This is a genomic window from Paenibacillus tritici (assembly GCF_018207515.1).
Classification (GTDB): domain Bacteria; phylum Bacillota; class Bacilli; order Paenibacillales; family Paenibacillaceae; genus Paenibacillus_AQ; species Paenibacillus_AQ tritici.
The window spans coordinates 3,417,280-3,434,023 of the sequence record NZ_CP073365.1; the positions used below are offsets into that span (position 1 = coordinate 3,417,280).

Below are 16,744 nucleotides of genomic sequence, written 5' to 3' on the forward strand. Positions count from 1 at the left end.
ATTGGCATTTAATCGGAGAGTCATAAGCAAAGAACTTGATATGGCGAATTTGAACAAACACAACGATAACTATGCGGACATCGAAGCCACCTTGGATGCACATGATATCGCCGTTGCAACGTCAGCCAGCCATATAGCAGATGGAAATATCCATACTACCACGCAAGAGAAGACGAAGCTTGCAGGTATTGCAAACGCAGCCGGGACGGCCAACAGCGCCACGGACGCGGTAATCGGCAATCGGTCAATCAGCGACAATACAGCGCCGTCAGGGGATACCGGCACGTTGGCTACTTTATTGGGCTGGCTAGGGTACATGATTAAGTCCATTACCGGTAAATCCTCCTGGCGCACTGCTCCGGCCACTACACTAGAGGCAGCCAAGACCCATATGGACACTGGCAATATCCACACTACGGCTCAGGAGAAAGCGAAGCTGGCCGGTATTGAGGAAAAGGCGGAGGTTAACCAAAACGCCTTTTCCCAGGTGAATAACATACCTGCTGCTGCCAAGAGTGACACACTGACCATGACGGGTGGCACAGGGATCACTATTACCAGTAACCCGACCACTAAGACACTGACGGTCACAGCAACCGGTACGGCCACTCCAGGGGCGCACGCTTCATCACATCTTCCTGGCGGCAGCGACCCGATTCCAATTGCTACGGCTTCGGCTGCTGGCCTCATGGCTGCTGCGGATAAGGTGGAGCTGGCAAGCGTCAAAACGAAAGTGACGGCATTAGAGGATTTTTTGGGCTATATGCCGATTGATGGCGGGACCTTTGACGGTGCAACGTCTGGGCCAGGCATTGACGGCGGCACATATTAAAGGAGGTTTCATTGATGGCAGATGTTAAAAAGATACAGATTAAGCGGGGGCTATCATCTAAGGTCCCGCAACTCGTCCTTGACGCGGGGGAGCTTGCAATCGCTCTGGACACTGGCAAGCTCTACAGTGGGGACGGCGAAGGTAATGTCATCATGCTCAACCCGGCTGCGGCAGCAGCAGACACAGCGGCCAAGCTGGCAACAGCCCGGACCATTGCATTGACTAATGATGTTTCTGGTTCCACGACATTCGATGGCTCTGCCAATGCGACCATCAGCGTAGTGTTGGCTAATACCGGTGTCGGCGCGGGGACATATACCAAACTGACCATTGATGCTAAGGGCCGGGTACTCAGTGCTGCGCAGCAGACAGCAGCGGACATCCCTAACCTGACCTTGTCCAAGATTACAGACGCCGGGACAGCGGCCAGTAAAAACACCGGTACGGCAGCCGGTAACGTGCCTATCCTGGACAGTACCGGTAAGTTGGACACAAGCATCCTGCCTGCATTGGCAATCTCAGATACCTTTGTCGTGGCATCTCAGACAGCTATGCTGGCGGTGACGGCTGAGGTCGGTGATGTTGCTGTCCGTACCGACCTCAATAAGACATTTATCCTGCGGGTGGCCGGAGCGTCAACGCTTGCCAACTGGCAGGAGTTACTGTCCCCTACAAGCCCGGTGCAATCCGTTGCGGGCAAGACAGGGGTGGTGACCTTAACGGCCTCAGATGTTGGACTTGGCAATGTGACAAATGTCGCCCAGGCTCCTGCAACACATGTCGGTGCAAGTGGTAGCGGCGCTCATCCCGATGCGACAACCAGTACTTCAGGCTTTATGACTGCGGCTATGGTACTCAAACTTAACGGAGTTGCGACAAACGCAACTGTTAACCGCAGTCAGGCGACACAAGCACAAGCTGAGGCTGGTACTGACAGCACAACAGACATGTCCCCTCTGCGAGTAGCACAGGCGATTACAGCGCAGACAGCCGTCATTGACGGCGGCACATTTTAAGGAGGGATAGTCGTGGCAAATAAGATACAATTCCAACGCGGTACCAAGGCGCTGCTTGCAGCCCATGGCCCATTGGATGCTGGCGAGCCGGGATACACCACGGATACCAAAGAACTATTTATAGGTAACGGGACAGGAGCCAATACGCCTTTGGTTTCGGCCACATCTGCGGACATTACCTACTATGTCCGTACAGACGGCAATGACAGCAATACGGGGCTGGCTAATACGGCAGCAGGGGCGTTTAAGACGATAGGCAAGGCTATTAGTGTGGTTCCAAGAAACGTCAATCATTTTATAACGATAAATGTTGCGCCCGGTACGTATGCTGAGATTATTGATTTATCTGGCTTCTCAGGTTCCGGTCAAATTTTAGTAACGGGGGATAGTTCAGTATCTACGAGCAGAACAGTACATGCAATTAAAATGTATGGAAACTCGTGTTTTGTTACAATAAACGGGTTCAACTGTTCGACACCAAGTAATATTAATGCTGTTTCGGTAACATCGAGTGTGGGAGCATTGGTATCTAACATTAACAGCACCATTGTTTCTACGGGTGCTGGTTTAGATGTGAATTTAAGTAATATCAGAGCGACATCCTGTAACTTTTCAAACAAATTTATCGCAGTTAACGCCGTAAACGCGAGTGTTGCCTATATTGAAAACTTCACAGGATCAGGTAATACATGGGGAAATAGAAGTACGCTTGCTTCGGTTGTTACGGCTGCGGGTACACGTGCAACGGGAACAAACGGGGATTCAAGCGATACTGGAATTTTGAACTATAGTGGAGTTACTAACCCATGGGGAGATAATACGGTTTCACAGAGGGATGTCGCATCTGTCTATACATCACAATTTACATGTACAACATCGGGAACTTTTTACAAAATGCCATTAGGTGGAGCCGAATGGGATTCTAGAGGAAGTGTTAGTACAGCAAATAGCCGTTTTGTTTGCAAAAACTCTGGTATTTATGAGGTCACGGCTCAAGCTATTGGACTTAATACTCCATCTGGAACCGTTCTGACAATGATGCTTTACAGGAATGGATCACCTTTTAGGGTAATGGATCAAGTATATGTTGCTGCAACAGGAAATTACGGCACAAATGGAACTACAAAAGTCAATTGTTCTCCCGGAGACTACTTAGAAGTGTATGTAGCTTCTTCATCGGGAGGAGTAGTTATCATAGGAACAAATGGACAATTAAGTTATATAAACATTCAACAGATGGCCTAAAGGAGGAAGTAAATAGTGAATATAGTTCAAGCAATAAAGTATTTATACCCGCACGCTGACCCGATGAAAGATTTCATTGTACAGGACAATGGGCCTGAGCCTGTTTTACATCCAGGAGCAGAGTTAAAAGGTCGTGTCCGTTATGAAATTAAACAGCCAGAAGAAGGCGAAACGCCAATAGAAGGTGTTCATTTTCGTTATGGAGTCGATTACAACTTGCTTACATTGGGTGAGGATTACGACCTAGTGGAGCGCGGCCCACATATCGCCGTCTGGAAGCTGGACGCACCGCAGCCGACAGAGGCCGAGCTAGAAGCAGCCTGGGTAGTGTACCAGGAGGACGAGGCGAATAAGCCGCCGGAGCTGACGGATGTCGAGCAGCTTCAGCGTGAGAATGCGCTGCTGAAGGCACAGCTTGCTGCACAGTCTGAACGTTCAGACTTCATCGAGGACGTCATATCCGAATTGGCTACCCAACTGTACAAATGATCCGGCGGTTACTTTACTGGCTGCTGGCCTGGAGGGGAGGTGATATCATGGTAGTCATGTTTTTTGCACAACGTGTGATTCTGGGCAAGACAGCTTATAAGGATGTTCCGTCAACGCTCAAGTTGGGAGTGCTGGAAGTCCTGACAGACAGCGGGCTTGAATATTTGGCTGAATAGATAGAAGATAGCGCCCACAGAGGCGTTTTTATTTTGCCCTCGGAGCTGCTTCGGGGGCTATTTTTTTGTTAAGGAAAATTTTCCTGAGCTGAGGAGGTTGCAAGTTGGAGTTCTTAGAAACTTATGATAAAAATTTGGTGGCAGTCGGATTATTAGTGAAATCATATGATGTTACCAGGAAGCGCCGGATCAACTCGGACAATGAGATTTCGTTTATGGTCCCGATGAATTCAAAGGATTACCTTGAGAAGATTATAAAGAAGGGTCATATCAAGGATGAACGAGGCCAGTATTATGTTATCCAAGGAGCCTCAAGAGTACGGGAAGATCGAAAATTAACAGCATCCATCATGTGTACGCACGTAATGTTCAAACTAACCGACTTCAAATTTCCATACTCTTCATACATTGCCGAGGCTTATGGCGTTCACATTTCTCAACTTACAAACCTTATCTCTGCTGCAACCGGTGGGCGGTTTACATTTTCCATTGACGATACATTCGACCTTTGTGACGTAAAGGATTTCGGGCAAGGCAACTGCCTCCAGGCATTGAATAAGGTTGTGGAAATGTATGGCTGTGAAGTTGAAGCGGATAACTTTGTCATTCACCTTAAAAAGCAGATCGGCAAGGATGAAGGCATGCAGTACCGGATACAGAAGAACATTATCTCGGATCAATTTAAAGATGATGCCTCATCCCTTGTAACGCGCCTATTCGCCCAGATGAAGGACGGAAGAACATGGATAGGTCAACCTGCATCTATCCTTACAAACGAGGAGAGGGCATTACTGGAGACTGTGCCTGGGGCAATAGTAAACGGTATCCTACAGGTCAATTACCTTATCTCTTCCTATGCGGCAACCTGGGCAAGTAATTCAGTCCCGTTTTTTGACGGTGAAATCATTGAGCAAAATATTGAGTCCGTGAGTGATCTGTTAGAGGCGGCGAGAAAGACTCTCAGGGAAAAGGAAATCCCAAGCTTTGAAGTCACTGCCGATAGCGCGGACCTTTACAAGATTAGAAGTAATGCTGTGAAACCTGATCTCGGCGATACCGCATATTGCTATGATCCAGATATAGGGCTGAACAATCTAAAGGCCCGGATCATGGAATTAACAGAGTATCCATTTACTAGGGAAAAACATGCTCAAGCAGTATTGTCCAATGTTGAAATCAAAGACATGGATGATATTATCTCTGATTTGGATAAGAGTAAAAAGCTTGTAGATAATCTATATTCTAATGGCCGGATACGAACTGAGTTATTTGAAGCAGTAGCTAAGCAGGTCATAACGGATATCAATAATTCCAAAACAGAATTGATCTACCCACCAGAAGGTGGCATCCTCGCCCGTGAGAAAACCGACCATAACCGGCAGGTACGTTTAACTTCAGCGGGGTTAGGGATATCTACTGATGGATGGCAAACGGTCCGATCAGCAGTGACGGCAGCGGGAGTATTGGCTGAAACGGTTGTCGGGCAGTTTGGTAGCTTTGTGTCCATGTTGATTGGTAGCGGGAATGCTGTTACTCAAATCAATACCAACGGGATAGCAGCTGGACATTCCAATTTCTACGAAGCGCCTTTTAGAGTGGATATGGCTGGTAACGTGGTGGCTAATAAATTGACAGCTAACAGTGCAGTGATAAACAACTCTACGTTTGGTGGAGGAGCTATCATTGGCTCATCAATAAACGTGGGAAGCGGAAAGTTTACGGTTAGCACATCTGGAGACTTGTACACCCAAGGCGGTATTTTTTCAGGCGGAACCATCACGGGGGCGTTGATCCGTACCGCAGCAAGTGGTGCACGTTTTGAAGTAGATTCATCAGGATGGAGAACTTACGATGATGCAGGAGTTCGGCGCATTGGTATTTTTTCTAATTCCGGACAAGGGATGAGTGCCATCACTTTTGATAGAACTGGTGGAGGGAGAAGCGGGGCGATCAACGGCGGTGATGGATTGTTTGCCATATCTTCAGATGTAGACATGCAAATAACAGCACTAACGAAAAGCATCTATTTTCAGGGTCAATTAGATTTTACAACGGCATATAGCATAAGTGGCTTGCAGATGTCTCATATTAACGGACTGCCAATTGCCCTTTCTGGAAAATCCGATAAAGGAACATCAACGACTGCTGTTAACGCCGGGGCGCATAATCACGGTTTTCCTAACGGGACGCAGTTTAAAGACGTTAATGGCGTGACTTATACTTGGTCTTCTTATGTTGGATTTACGCATGATCACATACAACAATAAAACAACTTGAAACTTTTCCAGACTTTGGACGATAATATTATTAGGAAGAAATTCAAAGACTGGAGAGTGTTTCGATTGAAAAAAATCGTATCTGGGGTTTTAGTTGGATTATTATTATTGGCAGGAACGTCCGTTTTCGCTGAGTCTATAAGCAAATTAGTAGGTGAAAAAGTTCAAGGTTTATACACCATTGAGAAGAATGGTAAAGCGCTTGGAGAGGCTGTTATTATTGACGGCAAAGCGTATGCCCCCGTTCGTGTGATTTCTGATGCAGCTGGCATAAGCCTCACGGTAGAAGGGAAGAAGATAACAATGACAGATATAACAGTGAATGAAGCTGGGGATTATGTTCTTGGACCAGAAGCTTTAAAACTTGCTAATGAGCAAGCAAAATTACGAGGCACGGTTTCGAGCAACAAGATTATGCTGACCGCAGCGCAATCAGCCTTAAAAATGTATCAAGATTCGCTTACAGCAGATAATGCGAAAGAAACGCCGATTCCTGGATATGCTGATGGAATTAAAGTGAACATCACAAAAGCTCAAGAGGAAATTACGAGGATCGAACAGTTGATTACCAAGACCGAAACAGAGATCGAAAATTTACAAAAGCAGATCGATGAAATGAAGCCTTAATGAACCACTCCGAAAAATAGAGTGATGATAGGTGGTGTGGCCTATGAATAAAGAGGATATTAAAGCCCTGATGGTGCAAGAACAAATTGAACGAGCAGAATCTCAACTTAATAAATCAGAACAACGTAGGAAGAAGATTTATTGGCCTCCATACATCTTTGGAGGATTGTTTATCGCAGGGGTAATAGGTTTAGTAATTATGTTTAATTACGAGTCACCTGAAGTTAGGGCGATAAAAGCAGATACCAAAAGAATCGAAGAAAGAACAAAACAGAAGCAAGCCGAAACACAAAGAATGCAGAGTGGGATTAATTATTCGGAAGAAGTGCTGGATGAATATGATAAATCTCAGGAAGAACAATAAACTGTAGTAATATTTGAAAAACGCTCCAATAAAAAAACAGACCGCCATCCATCTAAGGGTAGCGGTCTATTTTTATGTTTTCAATCGTTAATTTTATTACTATTTCCAGAATGTGCATTCAAATCATTCGTTATAGATGCTTCATCTGTAATGGTTGCGATGCCATCAGGACGTAAACTGGCATAGTATTTTCGTCCTTTTTCTAAAGCATCAACTCGCAACTGAACATTATTGGAATCAGATGAGAGTTGACCTAAGGAATCATGATAACTCCTTTTATTTTCTTCTCTGGTGTTGGCCAATTCCTCATTTTGATTACTTTTAGTATTTAAATATGCCCATGAAATAAGTGTAATGACCACGGCGGAAACGATAAAGTAACCCAATTAGATATCCTCCTAGTTGGTAATGTGGGAATTATATCATATTCAGACAATAAACCGTAGTACTACAGTATATAAACAACTATATCCTATAACTAAGAAGGTCTCTCCTATGGAGGGGCCTTTATTTCGTTTGTAGGAGGCTCATTCCAATGTTTGAAGCAATTTGGAAGGCTTATCATATGCTCTGGATTCGCTATCACAATGAGTGTAGGCATCATCACTTCAGACAAAGAGACCAACACTTAGATAAAATAAGACGAAGGGAGTATGGAGAATAAAGGAATTAGCCTTTATTTATAGAAATACCCCGTAAAGGGGGGGAATGGACATGGAATTAGATTCTAAACAAAAATTGTTAATAGCAATTTACTCAGAGTATCAAAAAGACATACCTGACATGACATTAGTGACACATTTGAACCTTGAAATGCAATATGAAGTGTTCAAAATGGCGGTTGCTAAATTAGTCAACGAGTCACTAATCACGGAGGCAGATATTACTTACGGCGGTAGTGATACAGTTCCCATGAGAGTAAATCTGAAATTTTGTATGATGACTCCATATGGAATTGAATACGTTGAAAAGAAAATTGGTATTGATAATCAGTTATCCGGGGAGCAAAAAGTTAAGACCGTTATCGATAAAGCGGGTAAGTGGGGCTGGGATCAATTCAAAGACTTTGGCGCAAGGGTGCTGGCTGAAATACTCACCAAGTGATATCGGTAGTAAAACTGTAAAACTATCATGATATGCTCAATTCATAAGGAAGCCTCTCCAATTCACCGGAGGGGCTTTTACTATTGTCCGAAAGGAGGAACACCATTGGTAGCTGTAAAGAAAGTCGAACTGTCCATTGACCTCACTAGACCGGCAGAAGAATTGATTGAGACCATCATACAGGTCTTAAGTTATTACCCTGGAGCCCAACTCGGAATTTTGCAGAGAGTAGACCAGACGATTGGCGAGATGCTGGCCGCGATGCAGCCGAAGGAAGATCCAGGACCTGTTGAAACGGCTGAAGAACCAACGTAGAAAGACAAAAATTCTCAAAGCGCCAGTTTAGGCGTTTTTATTTTGCCTCCAGATTGTATTTTACGCTCTAGGGGCTACATGTTTATAGGGAGAAATCATAGAGAGGTCGGGGGAGTATGGATGATAAAGCTCACATCGTAAAAGCAGTATCCGCAGCTGCTGGGGCAACTGTAGGTTACTTATGGGGAGGGTGGACCGTTATGTTACAAGCACTGCTTGTGTTAGTCATTGTTGATTTTGTAACCGGATGGGCTGCCGCCTGGATCAACGGAGAGTTGCGAAGTATGAAGGGCTATATCGGCGTGGCTAAGAAAATATCCATTTTCATGTTTATCACGGTGGCACATGTCATTGATATGGTACTTGGAGATATGCACTACTTGCGTGACGCAGTGGTGTTTTTTTATCTGGCGAATGAGCTATTAAGCATTATTGAAAATGCCGGAAAGATGGGTGTTCCTATGCCGCCGATCCTACGGGATGCTGTGGCGGTGCTGGAAAGTAAGTCCGGAGGATCAAAGAAAGGGGAGAAGGAAGATGCTGACGCTTGATCAGGTAAAACTCAAGTCAATGCCACGGCTGTCTGGACTGCACCCGGTCCTGGTGGCGGGCACGGTGGCGCTGATTGAGCGCTGCTATGCCCGGGGTGTGCCCATCCTCATCACGCAGGGACTGCGGACCATTGCGGAGCAAGACGCTCTTTACGCGCAGGGCCGGACCAAGCCCGGGCAGATTGTCACTAATGCCCGTGGCGGTCATAGCTATCACAATTACGGGCTGGCGGTTGACTTTGCTCTGCTGCTGCCTAATGGCAGGGACGTATCCTGGGATATGAACCGTGACGGGGACAAGGACGGTGAAACCGATTGGGCAGAGGTAATTCAGGAAGCTAAAGCGCTGGGGTTCGAGTCGGGCGGCGACTGGACGAGCTTCAAAGACTACCCACATCTGCAAATGACCTTCGGGCTATCGCTTGCTGATCTGCGGGCAGGCCGGAAGCCAACAGGCGTACAGATGGATGCAGCATATGCCAGAATCGATAAATTACAAGGGGAGGCAGCGGAGGATATGAAGAAGATTGAGGAACTGGAATCACAGGTGAAGGAACTGGCGGAGGCGGTGGCCGGACTGATCAAGAGCAAGGATGTGCTGAAAGACCAGGCGCTTCAGCAGGCCGGGGATATCAAAGAGATGAGCGCCTTATTGCTGGAGCTGACCAACACCAACCCGCCAGCGTGGGCCAAGGATGCGCTGATGGCTTTTTCAAACACTCCGTCAGCAATTAACGGTAAGCCTGTCATTGATACACCAGATAAGGCCACATACACAGAGGCGCGGCTGATCACTATCCTGCACCGATTGGGCTTGGCGGGAATCCAGAAGGGGGCAAAATAATGAACAAAGTAGATTGGAAAGCAAAACTGTCCAGCCGGAAGTTCTGGGCGCTTGTCGCCGCGCTGGCTACATCAATTCTGGGGGCCATAGGGGCTTCGGATGATACAGCGGTCAAGATTACTGGAATTATTACTGCTGTGGGTGCATGTATTGTATATATGTTAGCTGAAGCATACACGGATGTTAAAAATGAGAAAAATGAATAAAATTTGAACTCTAAATTATAGATTGGTTTTCACCAATAATTTGAAAAGAAAGTATTTCCAAATTTTCAATCTGTGTTATTATTCTAGGAAGTAAGAACTAAAATAATAACACAGGTGGTTTATATGACAGAAAAAACTCCCGATTTAATCGAAGAAGAGTATTCGTATAAGAAATTACTCACAGAAACTATTTTAGAAAGTTATCCTAAATACATGCAGGATAACCTGTTGCGGAGTATGGAGAAGAGCGATGTCCTTTCTCTTAGAAAAAGGAGAAAAAATAATGGAAAAAACCTCCTTGATTTATCAGAGGTTGAGGAAACAACAGATAGAATATCACAAGCAATTGAAAGTGAAGAGGCTGCTGTAAAATTCATTGAAAAAAACGAGTATTTCAAGCCTTATAAGTACTCGGCAATTTTTTATGTTGATAAAGTCGATGATTCTTTGCTGGGAAAATTGATTGAAGATGGCGAAGTATATGATTTTTTTGATTCTAAATTTGATAATGATAATACTACAACTAATGTTGGCATGGTTAAACCGACAATGTACTCGGTAGGGAATACAATAATGTTTAAGTTTAGCAAGACTCTTACTGGTTATAATCCGGGATCAGATGAAAGAAAGCAAATAAAGTATCCTGTTATTGTTATTTACTCAAAAATAAGGGGTACACTAGAAGTGCGGCTTGATAGTACGAGGAGTATTTTCCGTACCGGAGATCTTTTTTATGAATCGCAAATTGCAGTAGTCGTGAGTTGGTTTACTAAAAATCTTCAGACCAACATTAGAATAATAAATTTCCCGCCAATCATAGAGCATATTAAAAGAACAAAGAGCTCTGAGGTTGTGGTAGATGCTCAATCAATGGCTTTTAAAAACGGTGGTAAAGCAGTTTTGGAAAATGGAATTAACCAAAATTATGTATTGCCACTGCTTGGTGAGTTAAAAGAGCTAATGATAATGCACGAAGAATTGTTTTCTAAAAGCCCTGAAATAAAGGTTATAATTGAAAGGTTTATCACTGAAGCTGAAACACTATCTAATCTTCCATGGGTGACTTTGCTATGGAAAAGTGACAAAACCAAGGTTAAATTTATATTTGGGGCGGATGATGATACTTTTACCATATTACAATATTATGGTCGCAAATCTGATATGGAGAAGATGGATTATGTCACCCAATACATTATTGAAAATAGAGATGAACTTGACAGAAAAGAAGAAGCTGAATCAGAGCAAGATGAAAGCGTTCCTTCCGATATTCCAGCAGTATAAAAAAGGCGACTACATTTACCCGGGGGCCTTAATTAGACACCTTGATATTTCTATGAAAGAGATTTATGAGGTGCTCGAAGTGATAAAAGAGTTGGGCGTCATTAGACCTCATTACGAGGTGTATTGTAAGGAATGTAGGAAATTCACAGGTATTAGCTATGATACGATTAATAATATGCCTGAATATGTGGAATGCGAACAATGCGAAAATCCTCTGGACCCTATTGAAGATTGCATTGTTATTTATAAGGTGATTGTAGATGAGTAGTGTTGGTTTGTCTGCAAAGGAATATTTTCTTAGTCAGTTAGAGGAAGAAGAAAAGATATATAGAGAAATCACCAGATTAGACGACAAGGATATGTTACAATATAAAACTCTATTGACAAGATTGGATGACCTGCATAAGGGAATTAAAAAAAGTAACACAACCAAAGAAACAGGCAAGGCTTTAGAAGACTTAGTATCTTTTCTTTTTGATAAGTCCAGTATATTTAGTGTTTACGAAAATATTAGAAACACCACTAACGAGATTGATCAATTACTTGAATTAAATTATAAAGGTGAAAAACTGAGACATTTTATTAAACTTCCTGGCGATATTTTTCTTTCTGAGTGTAAAAATTATAACAAGAAAATTGATGTGACATGGGTTGGTAAATTTTATACACTGCTCGAATCGAATAAGTCTCGCATAGGAATACTCTTTTCATACCACGGACTTACTGGAGCTAACTGGAACGATGCCACAGGATTAACCAGAAAGTTATTTTTACTTAAAGAAAAGCTCGAAGAGAGAAGTTACATAATAGACATCAACTATAAAGATTTTGAGAAAATCAAAGAAGGTGAGAGTTTATTAGAAATAATTGAAGCAAAAATGAAGGGACTCAGATTTCAAACCAATTTCGAGAAATTCTTAGAAAAAAAACATCCAGCGCTTTTAGAAAATAACAATAACGAATAAACAAATTCAGCGCCCCCACTAATAATTTGTGGGGGCGAAAATTTTAACTGATTAACGTTTGGTTAATTCTTCGTTCTCTTCACCTTCAACCCGCAGCCTAATTACTCGTGAAATATCCTCCACATCCACATATGGCACCCAGACCGGACCTTCGATGGTATTGATCTTTACTCGATCAGGATCTGCTGAGACCTCTGCAATGCCCTTTATCTTCTCTCCTTTATAAAGCCATACAACAATCATTTCCCGTTTTACGGCAGCAGTCTTAATGCTTTGTTTAAGCTGTTTATCCATTATTACACCCCGGAGCTTTTCTGATTATTATACAGCCACTTTAATAGATAAGGAAAATTTTCCTTACCCACATATACATAATGTTCCAAATGATTTATATTGGAAGGAGATTTCAATGTCGTTAAATTGATATTTAGGGGGATTAAAATTGCTTGGGATTTTTAATGCAGCAATACTTATCGTAATCATTGTTGCCGGTATTGTGTTTTTTATTTTGTCTAAGAAGAAACCACAGTACTCACATAATGAAGTTATTGATCCACTCAAAATTACAATTCAGGATGTAGACCGTATGGAAGACGGATCGGAGTTTGAGGAATACCTATATCGGTTATTTTTAGCCTTGGGATATAAAGACGCTTATAAGACTCCAAGAAGTAGAGATTTCGGAACTGATTTAGTTTTTACTGATCGAGACGGGTATCGAAATGTAGTTCAAGCAAAACGTTATTCATATCCTGTGGGATTAGGTGCTGTACAAGAGGTCTATAGCTCAATGAGGTATTACCGAGCCAAGAAGTCTATGGTGATCGCATCAAATCAATATACTGTTGCATGCGAAGAACTTGCTGGGTATAACGGTGTAAAACTACATAATAGAAATGATCTTATTGCAATTATGGATTTATTTAAGGCGGGACAGATCGAGAAGGTGAAGGATATCATAGAAGCAGATGCACATATGATTTTTGATTCCTGGGATAACTACATGAATGGGGATAAAGTAATCAAAAAGGACTATAAAGCTGAGAAGCGAATCTTAGCTGAGCAGCAGGTGAAGTGAAAATATGAATACTGCATACAAAGTCTTGGAGAGCGATACAGACTTCATGATTGCAGCTATGTCACAAACGAGAGTATCCGTCTGGCACCAATACAATGATTACCCAGAAGGGAAAATCCATGATTATGGTGGAATACTAGAAGGGTATCATCCGGGCATGGTTAAGATTGCTGGTAAATGGTTCAGACGAGATCGGTTTGAATTTAGAGCATACATAAAATAACCCGCCGGGCATGTGTGCCTGACGGGTTTGTTTTCGTTTAGTGAGCTGTGTACTCACTTACTTCAAAGGTTAGGATCTTATCATGGATTACGTATTCAGTTCGTTTGTTGAAGGGACCTTTGTTGTTGTTATGCTTATTGATACCATATTTTACTATTCCATTTGAGCTGTCGTACCAATCAATAAATGCACTTACTTCGGACATTGGAAGATCATATTCTTTTTCTGTCCCGGTAACTAAAGTTATTACAAGTATAGCTCTATCACCAGTTGGTTGTTCTGGAGTTGTAGGTGTGGAACCACCGAAAACCTCAATTTCAAAAACTGAGTTTGGTTCAGCGCTCGTATTTGTATAAACTAACTTTTTAACATTTGTAAATCTAGCGATGTCAGTTTTTACACCAGTAGCAATTGCGTTTTCGTTACTCCAAAGTAAACTCCCTGTTGAATCAAGTAATTCTAAACGGTATCCAACATTTTTTTTAGTGCTTACTTGGTATGCTGATAATTGGTATGATGATATTTCTACAGGTGTAGAAAACTCATACCATAGAGTATCTGTGTTTGAACCACTCGCACCTACGGAAGCACCATAGTCATCTCTTCCATCCGTAAAGTTATCCAATGACAGTGAAACACTTGACTTATCTGCTCCAAGATTCATTAATTTACCTCGTAACAAACCATCAGAATTAGCAAAAGCCTCCTGCATAGGCAAAACCGCAAACATTAACACTAACACTAACAACAATTTTAACTTTCTCAATTATTACACCCCTCATATGTATTATAGAATAAAATATTACAAAACCTAACAAGGGTTGTCTAAACATATATGTCTATATCTTCAATAAAGTGAGCGAACAGTAGTATTTTTTTTGATCCCATTAGAAAAAGAAACAACCCCGGCAGATTTTCCGGGGTTGTTTCTTATCCGATATCTTCAAGTAATTCCTTAGTGTTATTCCGTACGTTGCCTACAGTTGAAGGGACCTTATAAGCCCTCATCATTGAAGCATCATATGGCTTCAGAAGCTTTAATAAGGATTCGACATCGTCATTATCTCTCCCCAGCCAATCAGCCTCGTCTTCCAGCCGGAGGATCACAGGCATACGGTCATGTATATCAGCCATCAGACTATTTGGGGTTGTGGTAATGATAGTGCAGGTGCTCAGTTTCTTTCCTTCGGGATCTTCCCAGGTGTCGTATAGACCTGCAAAAGAGAAAATACCGCCATCATTCATGAGAATCCGATATGGCTGCTTGTTGGCCCCGTCTTTTTTCCACTCGTAAAATCCGTCTGATGGTATAATGCAACGCTTGGATTTAAGCAGCCGTTTAAAGGCGGGCTTCTCAGCGACTGTCTCTGCACGGGCGTTGATCATCTTACTGCCGATCTTATCATCTTTGGCCCAGAAAGGCACAAGCCCCCAGCGAAGCTCCCCAAGACGTTTACCTTCATCAATGGCGATCACAGCCGGGATGTTATGCATAGGTGCGACATTGTAATTCGGCTTCAACACAGCAATTTTGTTGTCATCTATAAGATAATGTGAAATCAACTCTTCGAGTGTGACTGTGATGGTAAATCGTCCACACATATTATCCACCTCCAAATAGGGATGTCACTATAATAATCAAATAATGAATTCTTCAAACACGGGAGTGCGCAGCATGCCAGACTTGGTCCAGTTTCTCATGCGCACCTTTGCCCGCAAACGTGGCTCCAGGTGTATAAACTCCTTATCCTCCCCGGTCACCAGTTGACCAGTTACGCCCCGGAATGCTTGCTTGTGGAGCGGCGAAGCCCCGAACTCAATTATCCCCGCCGGACGCAGCTTACCAGACGTACCGGACGGCACAGCAGCTAACCAGCCAAATTCCTGTTTACGATAACCTGTGATATACACTTCCGCATACGTCCAGTTAATTATCTTTTGCCAAGCATTTGACCTGCGGCCGGTCTCATATGTGCTGCTCTTGCGCTTGGCGACAACGCCCTCCATACCTCGGGCTTCTATTTGTTCAAACAGGGCCTCACCTGCACCTTCTATGTGCGGGACTACGCCATAGCTGGGCGAAGGGAGGGATAAGCCTGCCAATATCTCCTTACGGCGCAGGAGCGGCAGCCCGCGCAGGTCCTGGCTCTTATAGTGCAATATATCGAAAATGGCGTAATAGGCTGGCAGGGTGGCTATAAGCTGCTGTATTTTGTCTGCCCGCCGAGATTGGAAGCGGCTCATGACAGCCTCGAAATCTGATACGCCGGTTGCCGGATCTACGCAGGCGACCTCGCCGTCCAGGATAATATCGTCAGCGAACGGTAGCTGTAGCTCGGGGTACTGCGGGGTGCAGTCATTATCATGCCGGGTGTATAGCCGGACCTTGCCGGCCTGCTGGGAGAATATCAGCCGATGACCGTCTATCTTTGGTTCATATATATAATCACTGTGCGAAAATGGCCCGGAAGCCGTTTGCAGCAGCATAGGACTTATAAACATAGTTTCACCTCTACCTAATTATAAGGGGCAGTGTGGTGCATATGGTCAGGTAAGTGTTGGAAGCAAGGAACATTTGTTCTATATTTCCATTGCTTAAAAATCTCCTGCCCGGTTATAATACAAACAAACGTTCTTATTGAATCGGAGGCGATCAATCATGAAGATGAGCATCGGCCAAACTATAGAAATGATCTATCTGGACAAAGCGGGAAAGATTACACAGCGGAAGATTGAGGTGCGCGGGATTCGGGATGGCCGGGTCCGGGCCACCTGTTTGAGCACCGGCCAGCCCCGTGTTTTCCTGGCCGCCAATATTCTGTCGTGGCGTCCGGTACCGGAGCGGCAGCATGCTTGACGACACCCCACGCAAGCTGCTGCGGATCATCGTCCAGTTTAAGTATCATTTTAAGAGGATGCCCACGATCCGGGAGCTGGGGAGATTAAGCGGGCGGCGACCTGCGGAGATTATCAAGGGATTTAAAATACTGGCCTCTGAACGTTATATAGAGTGGGAGACAGGCAAGCCCATTGAGACAGCCATTGTCATTGAGATGTGGGAGCGCAACGTACAATTAGATTCGGGGCCGCAGGATGGCACACAGGGCGGCAGGCGTGGCGGTAATGCTGATTACTGGCTGTACCATTAAGGG

General features: G+C 43.8%; 24 protein-coding genes. 19 read left to right on the forward strand and 5 right to left on the reverse strand.

What is annotated here, in order from left to right; translation table 11 throughout:
* Nucleotide 1 precedes the first annotated feature (1 nt).
* The 8 genes from KDC22_RS14490 (at nt 2) to KDC22_RS14520 (ending at nt 7,025) form a co-directional block, all read left to right on the forward strand.
* The gene (locus KDC22_RS14490; protein ID WP_211723551.1) at nt 2–832 is read left to right on the forward strand and encodes a hypothetical protein; all 831 of its coding nucleotides are present in this window, start codon (nt 2–4) and stop codon (nt 830–832) included.
* 14 nt (nt 833–846) lie between these two features.
* Complete coding sequence (locus KDC22_RS14495; protein ID WP_211723552.1) at nt 847–1,848, forward strand: hyaluronate lyase N-terminal domain-containing protein; 1,002 nt, start codon at nt 847–849, stop codon at nt 1,846–1,848.
* Nucleotides 1,849–1,860: 12 nt separating this feature from the next.
* Nucleotides 1,861–3,093: a hyaluronate lyase N-terminal domain-containing protein gene (locus tag KDC22_RS14500; RefSeq protein WP_211723553.1), complete on the forward strand. Its 1,233-nt coding sequence runs from the start codon at nt 1,861–1,863 to the stop codon at nt 3,091–3,093.
* 15 nt (nt 3,094–3,108) lie between these two features.
* Nucleotides 3,109–3,582, forward strand: coding sequence for an XkdW family protein (locus tag KDC22_RS34100; protein WP_211723554.1), 474 nt, complete (start codon nt 3,109–3,111; stop codon nt 3,580–3,582).
* A gap of 47 nt (nt 3,583–3,629) precedes the next feature.
* On the forward strand, nt 3,630–3,758 hold the full coding sequence (locus KDC22_RS33770) for a hypothetical protein (protein ID WP_281425039.1): 129 nt from the start codon (nt 3,630–3,632) through the stop codon (nt 3,756–3,758).
* Nucleotides 3,759–3,862: 104 nt separating this feature from the next.
* Complete coding sequence (locus KDC22_RS14510; protein WP_211723555.1) at nt 3,863–6,025, forward strand: phage tail protein; 2,163 nt, start codon at nt 3,863–3,865, stop codon at nt 6,023–6,025.
* Nucleotides 6,026–6,100: 75 nt separating this feature from the next.
* Nucleotides 6,101–6,661, forward strand: coding sequence for a hypothetical protein (locus KDC22_RS14515; RefSeq protein WP_211723556.1), 561 nt, complete (start codon nt 6,101–6,103; stop codon nt 6,659–6,661).
* 43 nt (nt 6,662–6,704) lie between these two features.
* Entirely contained in the window at nt 6,705–7,025 is a 321-nt protein-coding gene (locus KDC22_RS14520) for a hypothetical protein (protein ID WP_211723557.1), read from the forward strand.
* Nucleotides 7,026–7,105: 80 nt separating this feature from the next.
* Here the strand turns inward: KDC22_RS14520 and KDC22_RS14525 are convergent, their stop codons facing one another.
* Nucleotides 7,106–7,411, reverse strand: coding sequence for a hypothetical protein (locus tag KDC22_RS14525; protein WP_211723558.1), 306 nt, complete (start codon nt 7,409–7,411; stop codon nt 7,106–7,108).
* Between the two features lie 328 nt (nt 7,412–7,739).
* Here KDC22_RS14525 and KDC22_RS14530 point away from each other — a divergent pair, with 328 nt between their 5' ends.
* The 7 genes from KDC22_RS14530 to KDC22_RS14560 all read left to right on the forward strand — a co-directional run bounded on the left by KDC22_RS14530 (nt 7,740) and on the right by KDC22_RS14560 (nt 12,291).
* On the forward strand, nt 7,740–8,129 hold the full coding sequence (locus KDC22_RS14530; protein ID WP_211723559.1) for a hypothetical protein: 390 nt from the start codon (nt 7,740–7,742) through the stop codon (nt 8,127–8,129).
* 105 nt (nt 8,130–8,234) lie between these two features.
* On the forward strand, nt 8,235–8,444 hold the full coding sequence (locus tag KDC22_RS14535; protein ID WP_211723560.1) for a hypothetical protein: 210 nt from the start codon (nt 8,235–8,237) through the stop codon (nt 8,442–8,444).
* 116 nt (nt 8,445–8,560) lie between these two features.
* The gene (locus KDC22_RS14540) at nt 8,561–8,995 is read left to right on the forward strand and encodes a phage holin family protein (protein ID WP_211723561.1); all 435 of its coding nucleotides are present in this window, start codon (nt 8,561–8,563) and stop codon (nt 8,993–8,995) included.
* 19 nt (nt 8,996–9,014) lie between these two features.
* A complete protein-coding gene (locus KDC22_RS14545; RefSeq protein ID WP_246553575.1) occupies nt 9,015–9,839 on the forward strand; it encodes a M15 family metallopeptidase in 825 nt (274 codons plus the stop codon).
* Nucleotides 9,839–10,045, forward strand: a complete 207-nt coding sequence (locus tag KDC22_RS14550; RefSeq protein ID WP_211723563.1) for a hypothetical protein — start codon at nt 9,839–9,841, stop codon at nt 10,043–10,045. Before KDC22_RS14545 ends, KDC22_RS14550 begins: the two co-directional genes overlap by 1 nt.
* A 123-nt stretch (nt 10,046–10,168) precedes the next feature.
* On the forward strand, nt 10,169–11,326 hold the full coding sequence (locus KDC22_RS14555) for a hypothetical protein (RefSeq protein WP_211723564.1): 1,158 nt from the start codon (nt 10,169–10,171) through the stop codon (nt 11,324–11,326).
* A gap of 260 nt (nt 11,327–11,586) precedes the next feature.
* Nucleotides 11,587–12,291 carry an acetylglutamate semialdehyde dehydrogenase gene (locus KDC22_RS14560; protein ID WP_211723565.1) on the forward strand — a complete coding sequence of 235 codons (705 nt, stop codon included), beginning with the start codon at nt 11,587–11,589 and terminating at the stop codon, nt 12,289–12,291.
* Between the two features lie 51 nt (nt 12,292–12,342).
* Here KDC22_RS14560 and KDC22_RS14565 read toward each other — a convergent pair whose 3' ends face one another.
* Nucleotides 12,343–12,585, reverse strand: coding sequence for a hypothetical protein (locus KDC22_RS14565; protein WP_211723566.1), 243 nt, complete (start codon nt 12,583–12,585; stop codon nt 12,343–12,345).
* Between the two features lie 157 nt (nt 12,586–12,742).
* Between KDC22_RS14565 and KDC22_RS14570 the strand changes: the two genes are divergently transcribed.
* Nucleotides 12,743–13,369 (forward strand): restriction endonuclease, encoded by a 627-nt coding sequence (locus tag KDC22_RS14570; RefSeq protein ID WP_425517061.1) that lies wholly within the window; start codon nt 12,743–12,745, stop codon nt 13,367–13,369.
* Between the two features lie 4 nt (nt 13,370–13,373).
* The gene (locus KDC22_RS14575) at nt 13,374–13,592 is read left to right on the forward strand and encodes a hypothetical protein (RefSeq protein ID WP_211723567.1); all 219 of its coding nucleotides are present in this window, start codon (nt 13,374–13,376) and stop codon (nt 13,590–13,592) included.
* Between the two features lie 37 nt (nt 13,593–13,629).
* On the opposite strand, the gene KDC22_RS14580 is transcribed toward KDC22_RS14575, so the two are convergent.
* From KDC22_RS14580 to KDC22_RS14590, 3 genes are all read right to left on the reverse strand, one after another.
* The gene (locus KDC22_RS14580) at nt 13,630–14,358 is read right to left on the reverse strand and encodes a hypothetical protein (RefSeq protein WP_211723568.1); all 729 of its coding nucleotides are present in this window, start codon (nt 14,356–14,358) and stop codon (nt 13,630–13,632) included.
* Nucleotides 14,359–14,522: 164 nt separating this feature from the next.
* The gene (locus tag KDC22_RS14585) at nt 14,523–15,194 is read right to left on the reverse strand and encodes an SOS response-associated peptidase (RefSeq protein ID WP_211723569.1); all 672 of its coding nucleotides are present in this window, start codon (nt 15,192–15,194) and stop codon (nt 14,523–14,525) included.
* A 36-nt stretch (nt 15,195–15,230) separates the two neighbouring features.
* Nucleotides 15,231–16,094, reverse strand: a complete 864-nt coding sequence (locus tag KDC22_RS14590; RefSeq protein WP_211723570.1) for an ATP-dependent DNA ligase — start codon at nt 16,092–16,094, stop codon at nt 15,231–15,233.
* A 157-nt stretch (nt 16,095–16,251) separates the two neighbouring features.
* Here KDC22_RS14590 and KDC22_RS14595 point away from each other — a divergent pair, with 157 nt between their 5' ends.
* On the forward strand, nt 16,252–16,449 hold the full coding sequence (locus KDC22_RS14595) for a hypothetical protein (RefSeq protein WP_211723571.1): 198 nt from the start codon (nt 16,252–16,254) through the stop codon (nt 16,447–16,449).
* Nucleotides 16,442–16,741 (forward strand): LexA family transcriptional regulator, encoded by a 300-nt coding sequence (locus KDC22_RS14600; protein ID WP_211723572.1) that lies wholly within the window; start codon nt 16,442–16,444, stop codon nt 16,739–16,741. Before KDC22_RS14595 ends, KDC22_RS14600 begins: the two co-directional genes overlap by 8 nt.
* The last annotated feature ends 3 nt before the right edge of the window (nt 16,742–16,744 follow it).

Excerpts from the sequence above, each read along its gene's own strand:
- KDC22_RS14495 (WP_211723552.1), top strand. The coding sequence starts at position 847 with ATGGCAGATGTTAAAAAGATACAGATTAAGCGGGGGCTATCATCTAAG.
- KDC22_RS33770 (WP_281425039.1), top strand. The coding sequence starts at position 3,630 with ATGGTAGTCATGTTTTTTGCACAACGTGTGATTCTGGGCAAGACAGCT.
- KDC22_RS14520 (WP_211723557.1), top strand. The coding sequence starts at position 6,705 with ATGAATAAAGAGGATATTAAAGCCCTGATGGTGCAAGAACAAATTGAA.
- KDC22_RS14530 (WP_211723559.1), top strand. The coding sequence starts at position 7,740 with ATGGAATTAGATTCTAAACAAAAATTGTTAATAGCAATTTACTCAGAG.
- KDC22_RS14540 (WP_211723561.1), top strand. The coding sequence starts at position 8,561 with ATGGATGATAAAGCTCACATCGTAAAAGCAGTATCCGCAGCTGCTGGG.
- KDC22_RS14545 (WP_246553575.1), top strand. The coding sequence starts at position 9,015 with ATGCCACGGCTGTCTGGACTGCACCCGGTCCTGGTGGCGGGCACGGTG.
- KDC22_RS14550 (WP_211723563.1), top strand. The coding sequence starts at position 9,839 with ATGAACAAAGTAGATTGGAAAGCAAAACTGTCCAGCCGGAAGTTCTGG.
- KDC22_RS14555 (WP_211723564.1), top strand. The coding sequence starts at position 10,169 with ATGACAGAAAAAACTCCCGATTTAATCGAAGAAGAGTATTCGTATAAG.
- KDC22_RS14560 (WP_211723565.1), top strand. The coding sequence starts at position 11,587 with ATGAGTAGTGTTGGTTTGTCTGCAAAGGAATATTTTCTTAGTCAGTTA.
- KDC22_RS14565 (WP_211723566.1), bottom strand. The coding sequence starts at position 12,585 with ATGGATAAACAGCTTAAACAAAGCATTAAGACTGCTGCCGTAAAACGG.
- KDC22_RS14575 (WP_211723567.1), top strand. The coding sequence starts at position 13,374 with ATGAATACTGCATACAAAGTCTTGGAGAGCGATACAGACTTCATGATT.
- KDC22_RS14585 (WP_211723569.1), bottom strand. The coding sequence starts at position 15,194 with ATGTGTGGACGATTTACCATCACAGTCACACTCGAAGAGTTGATTTCA.
- KDC22_RS14590 (WP_211723570.1), bottom strand. The coding sequence starts at position 16,094 with ATGTTTATAAGTCCTATGCTGCTGCAAACGGCTTCCGGGCCATTTTCG.
- KDC22_RS14595 (WP_211723571.1), top strand. The coding sequence starts at position 16,252 with ATGAAGATGAGCATCGGCCAAACTATAGAAATGATCTATCTGGACAAA.
- KDC22_RS14600 (WP_211723572.1), top strand. The coding sequence starts at position 16,442 with ATGCTTGACGACACCCCACGCAAGCTGCTGCGGATCATCGTCCAGTTT.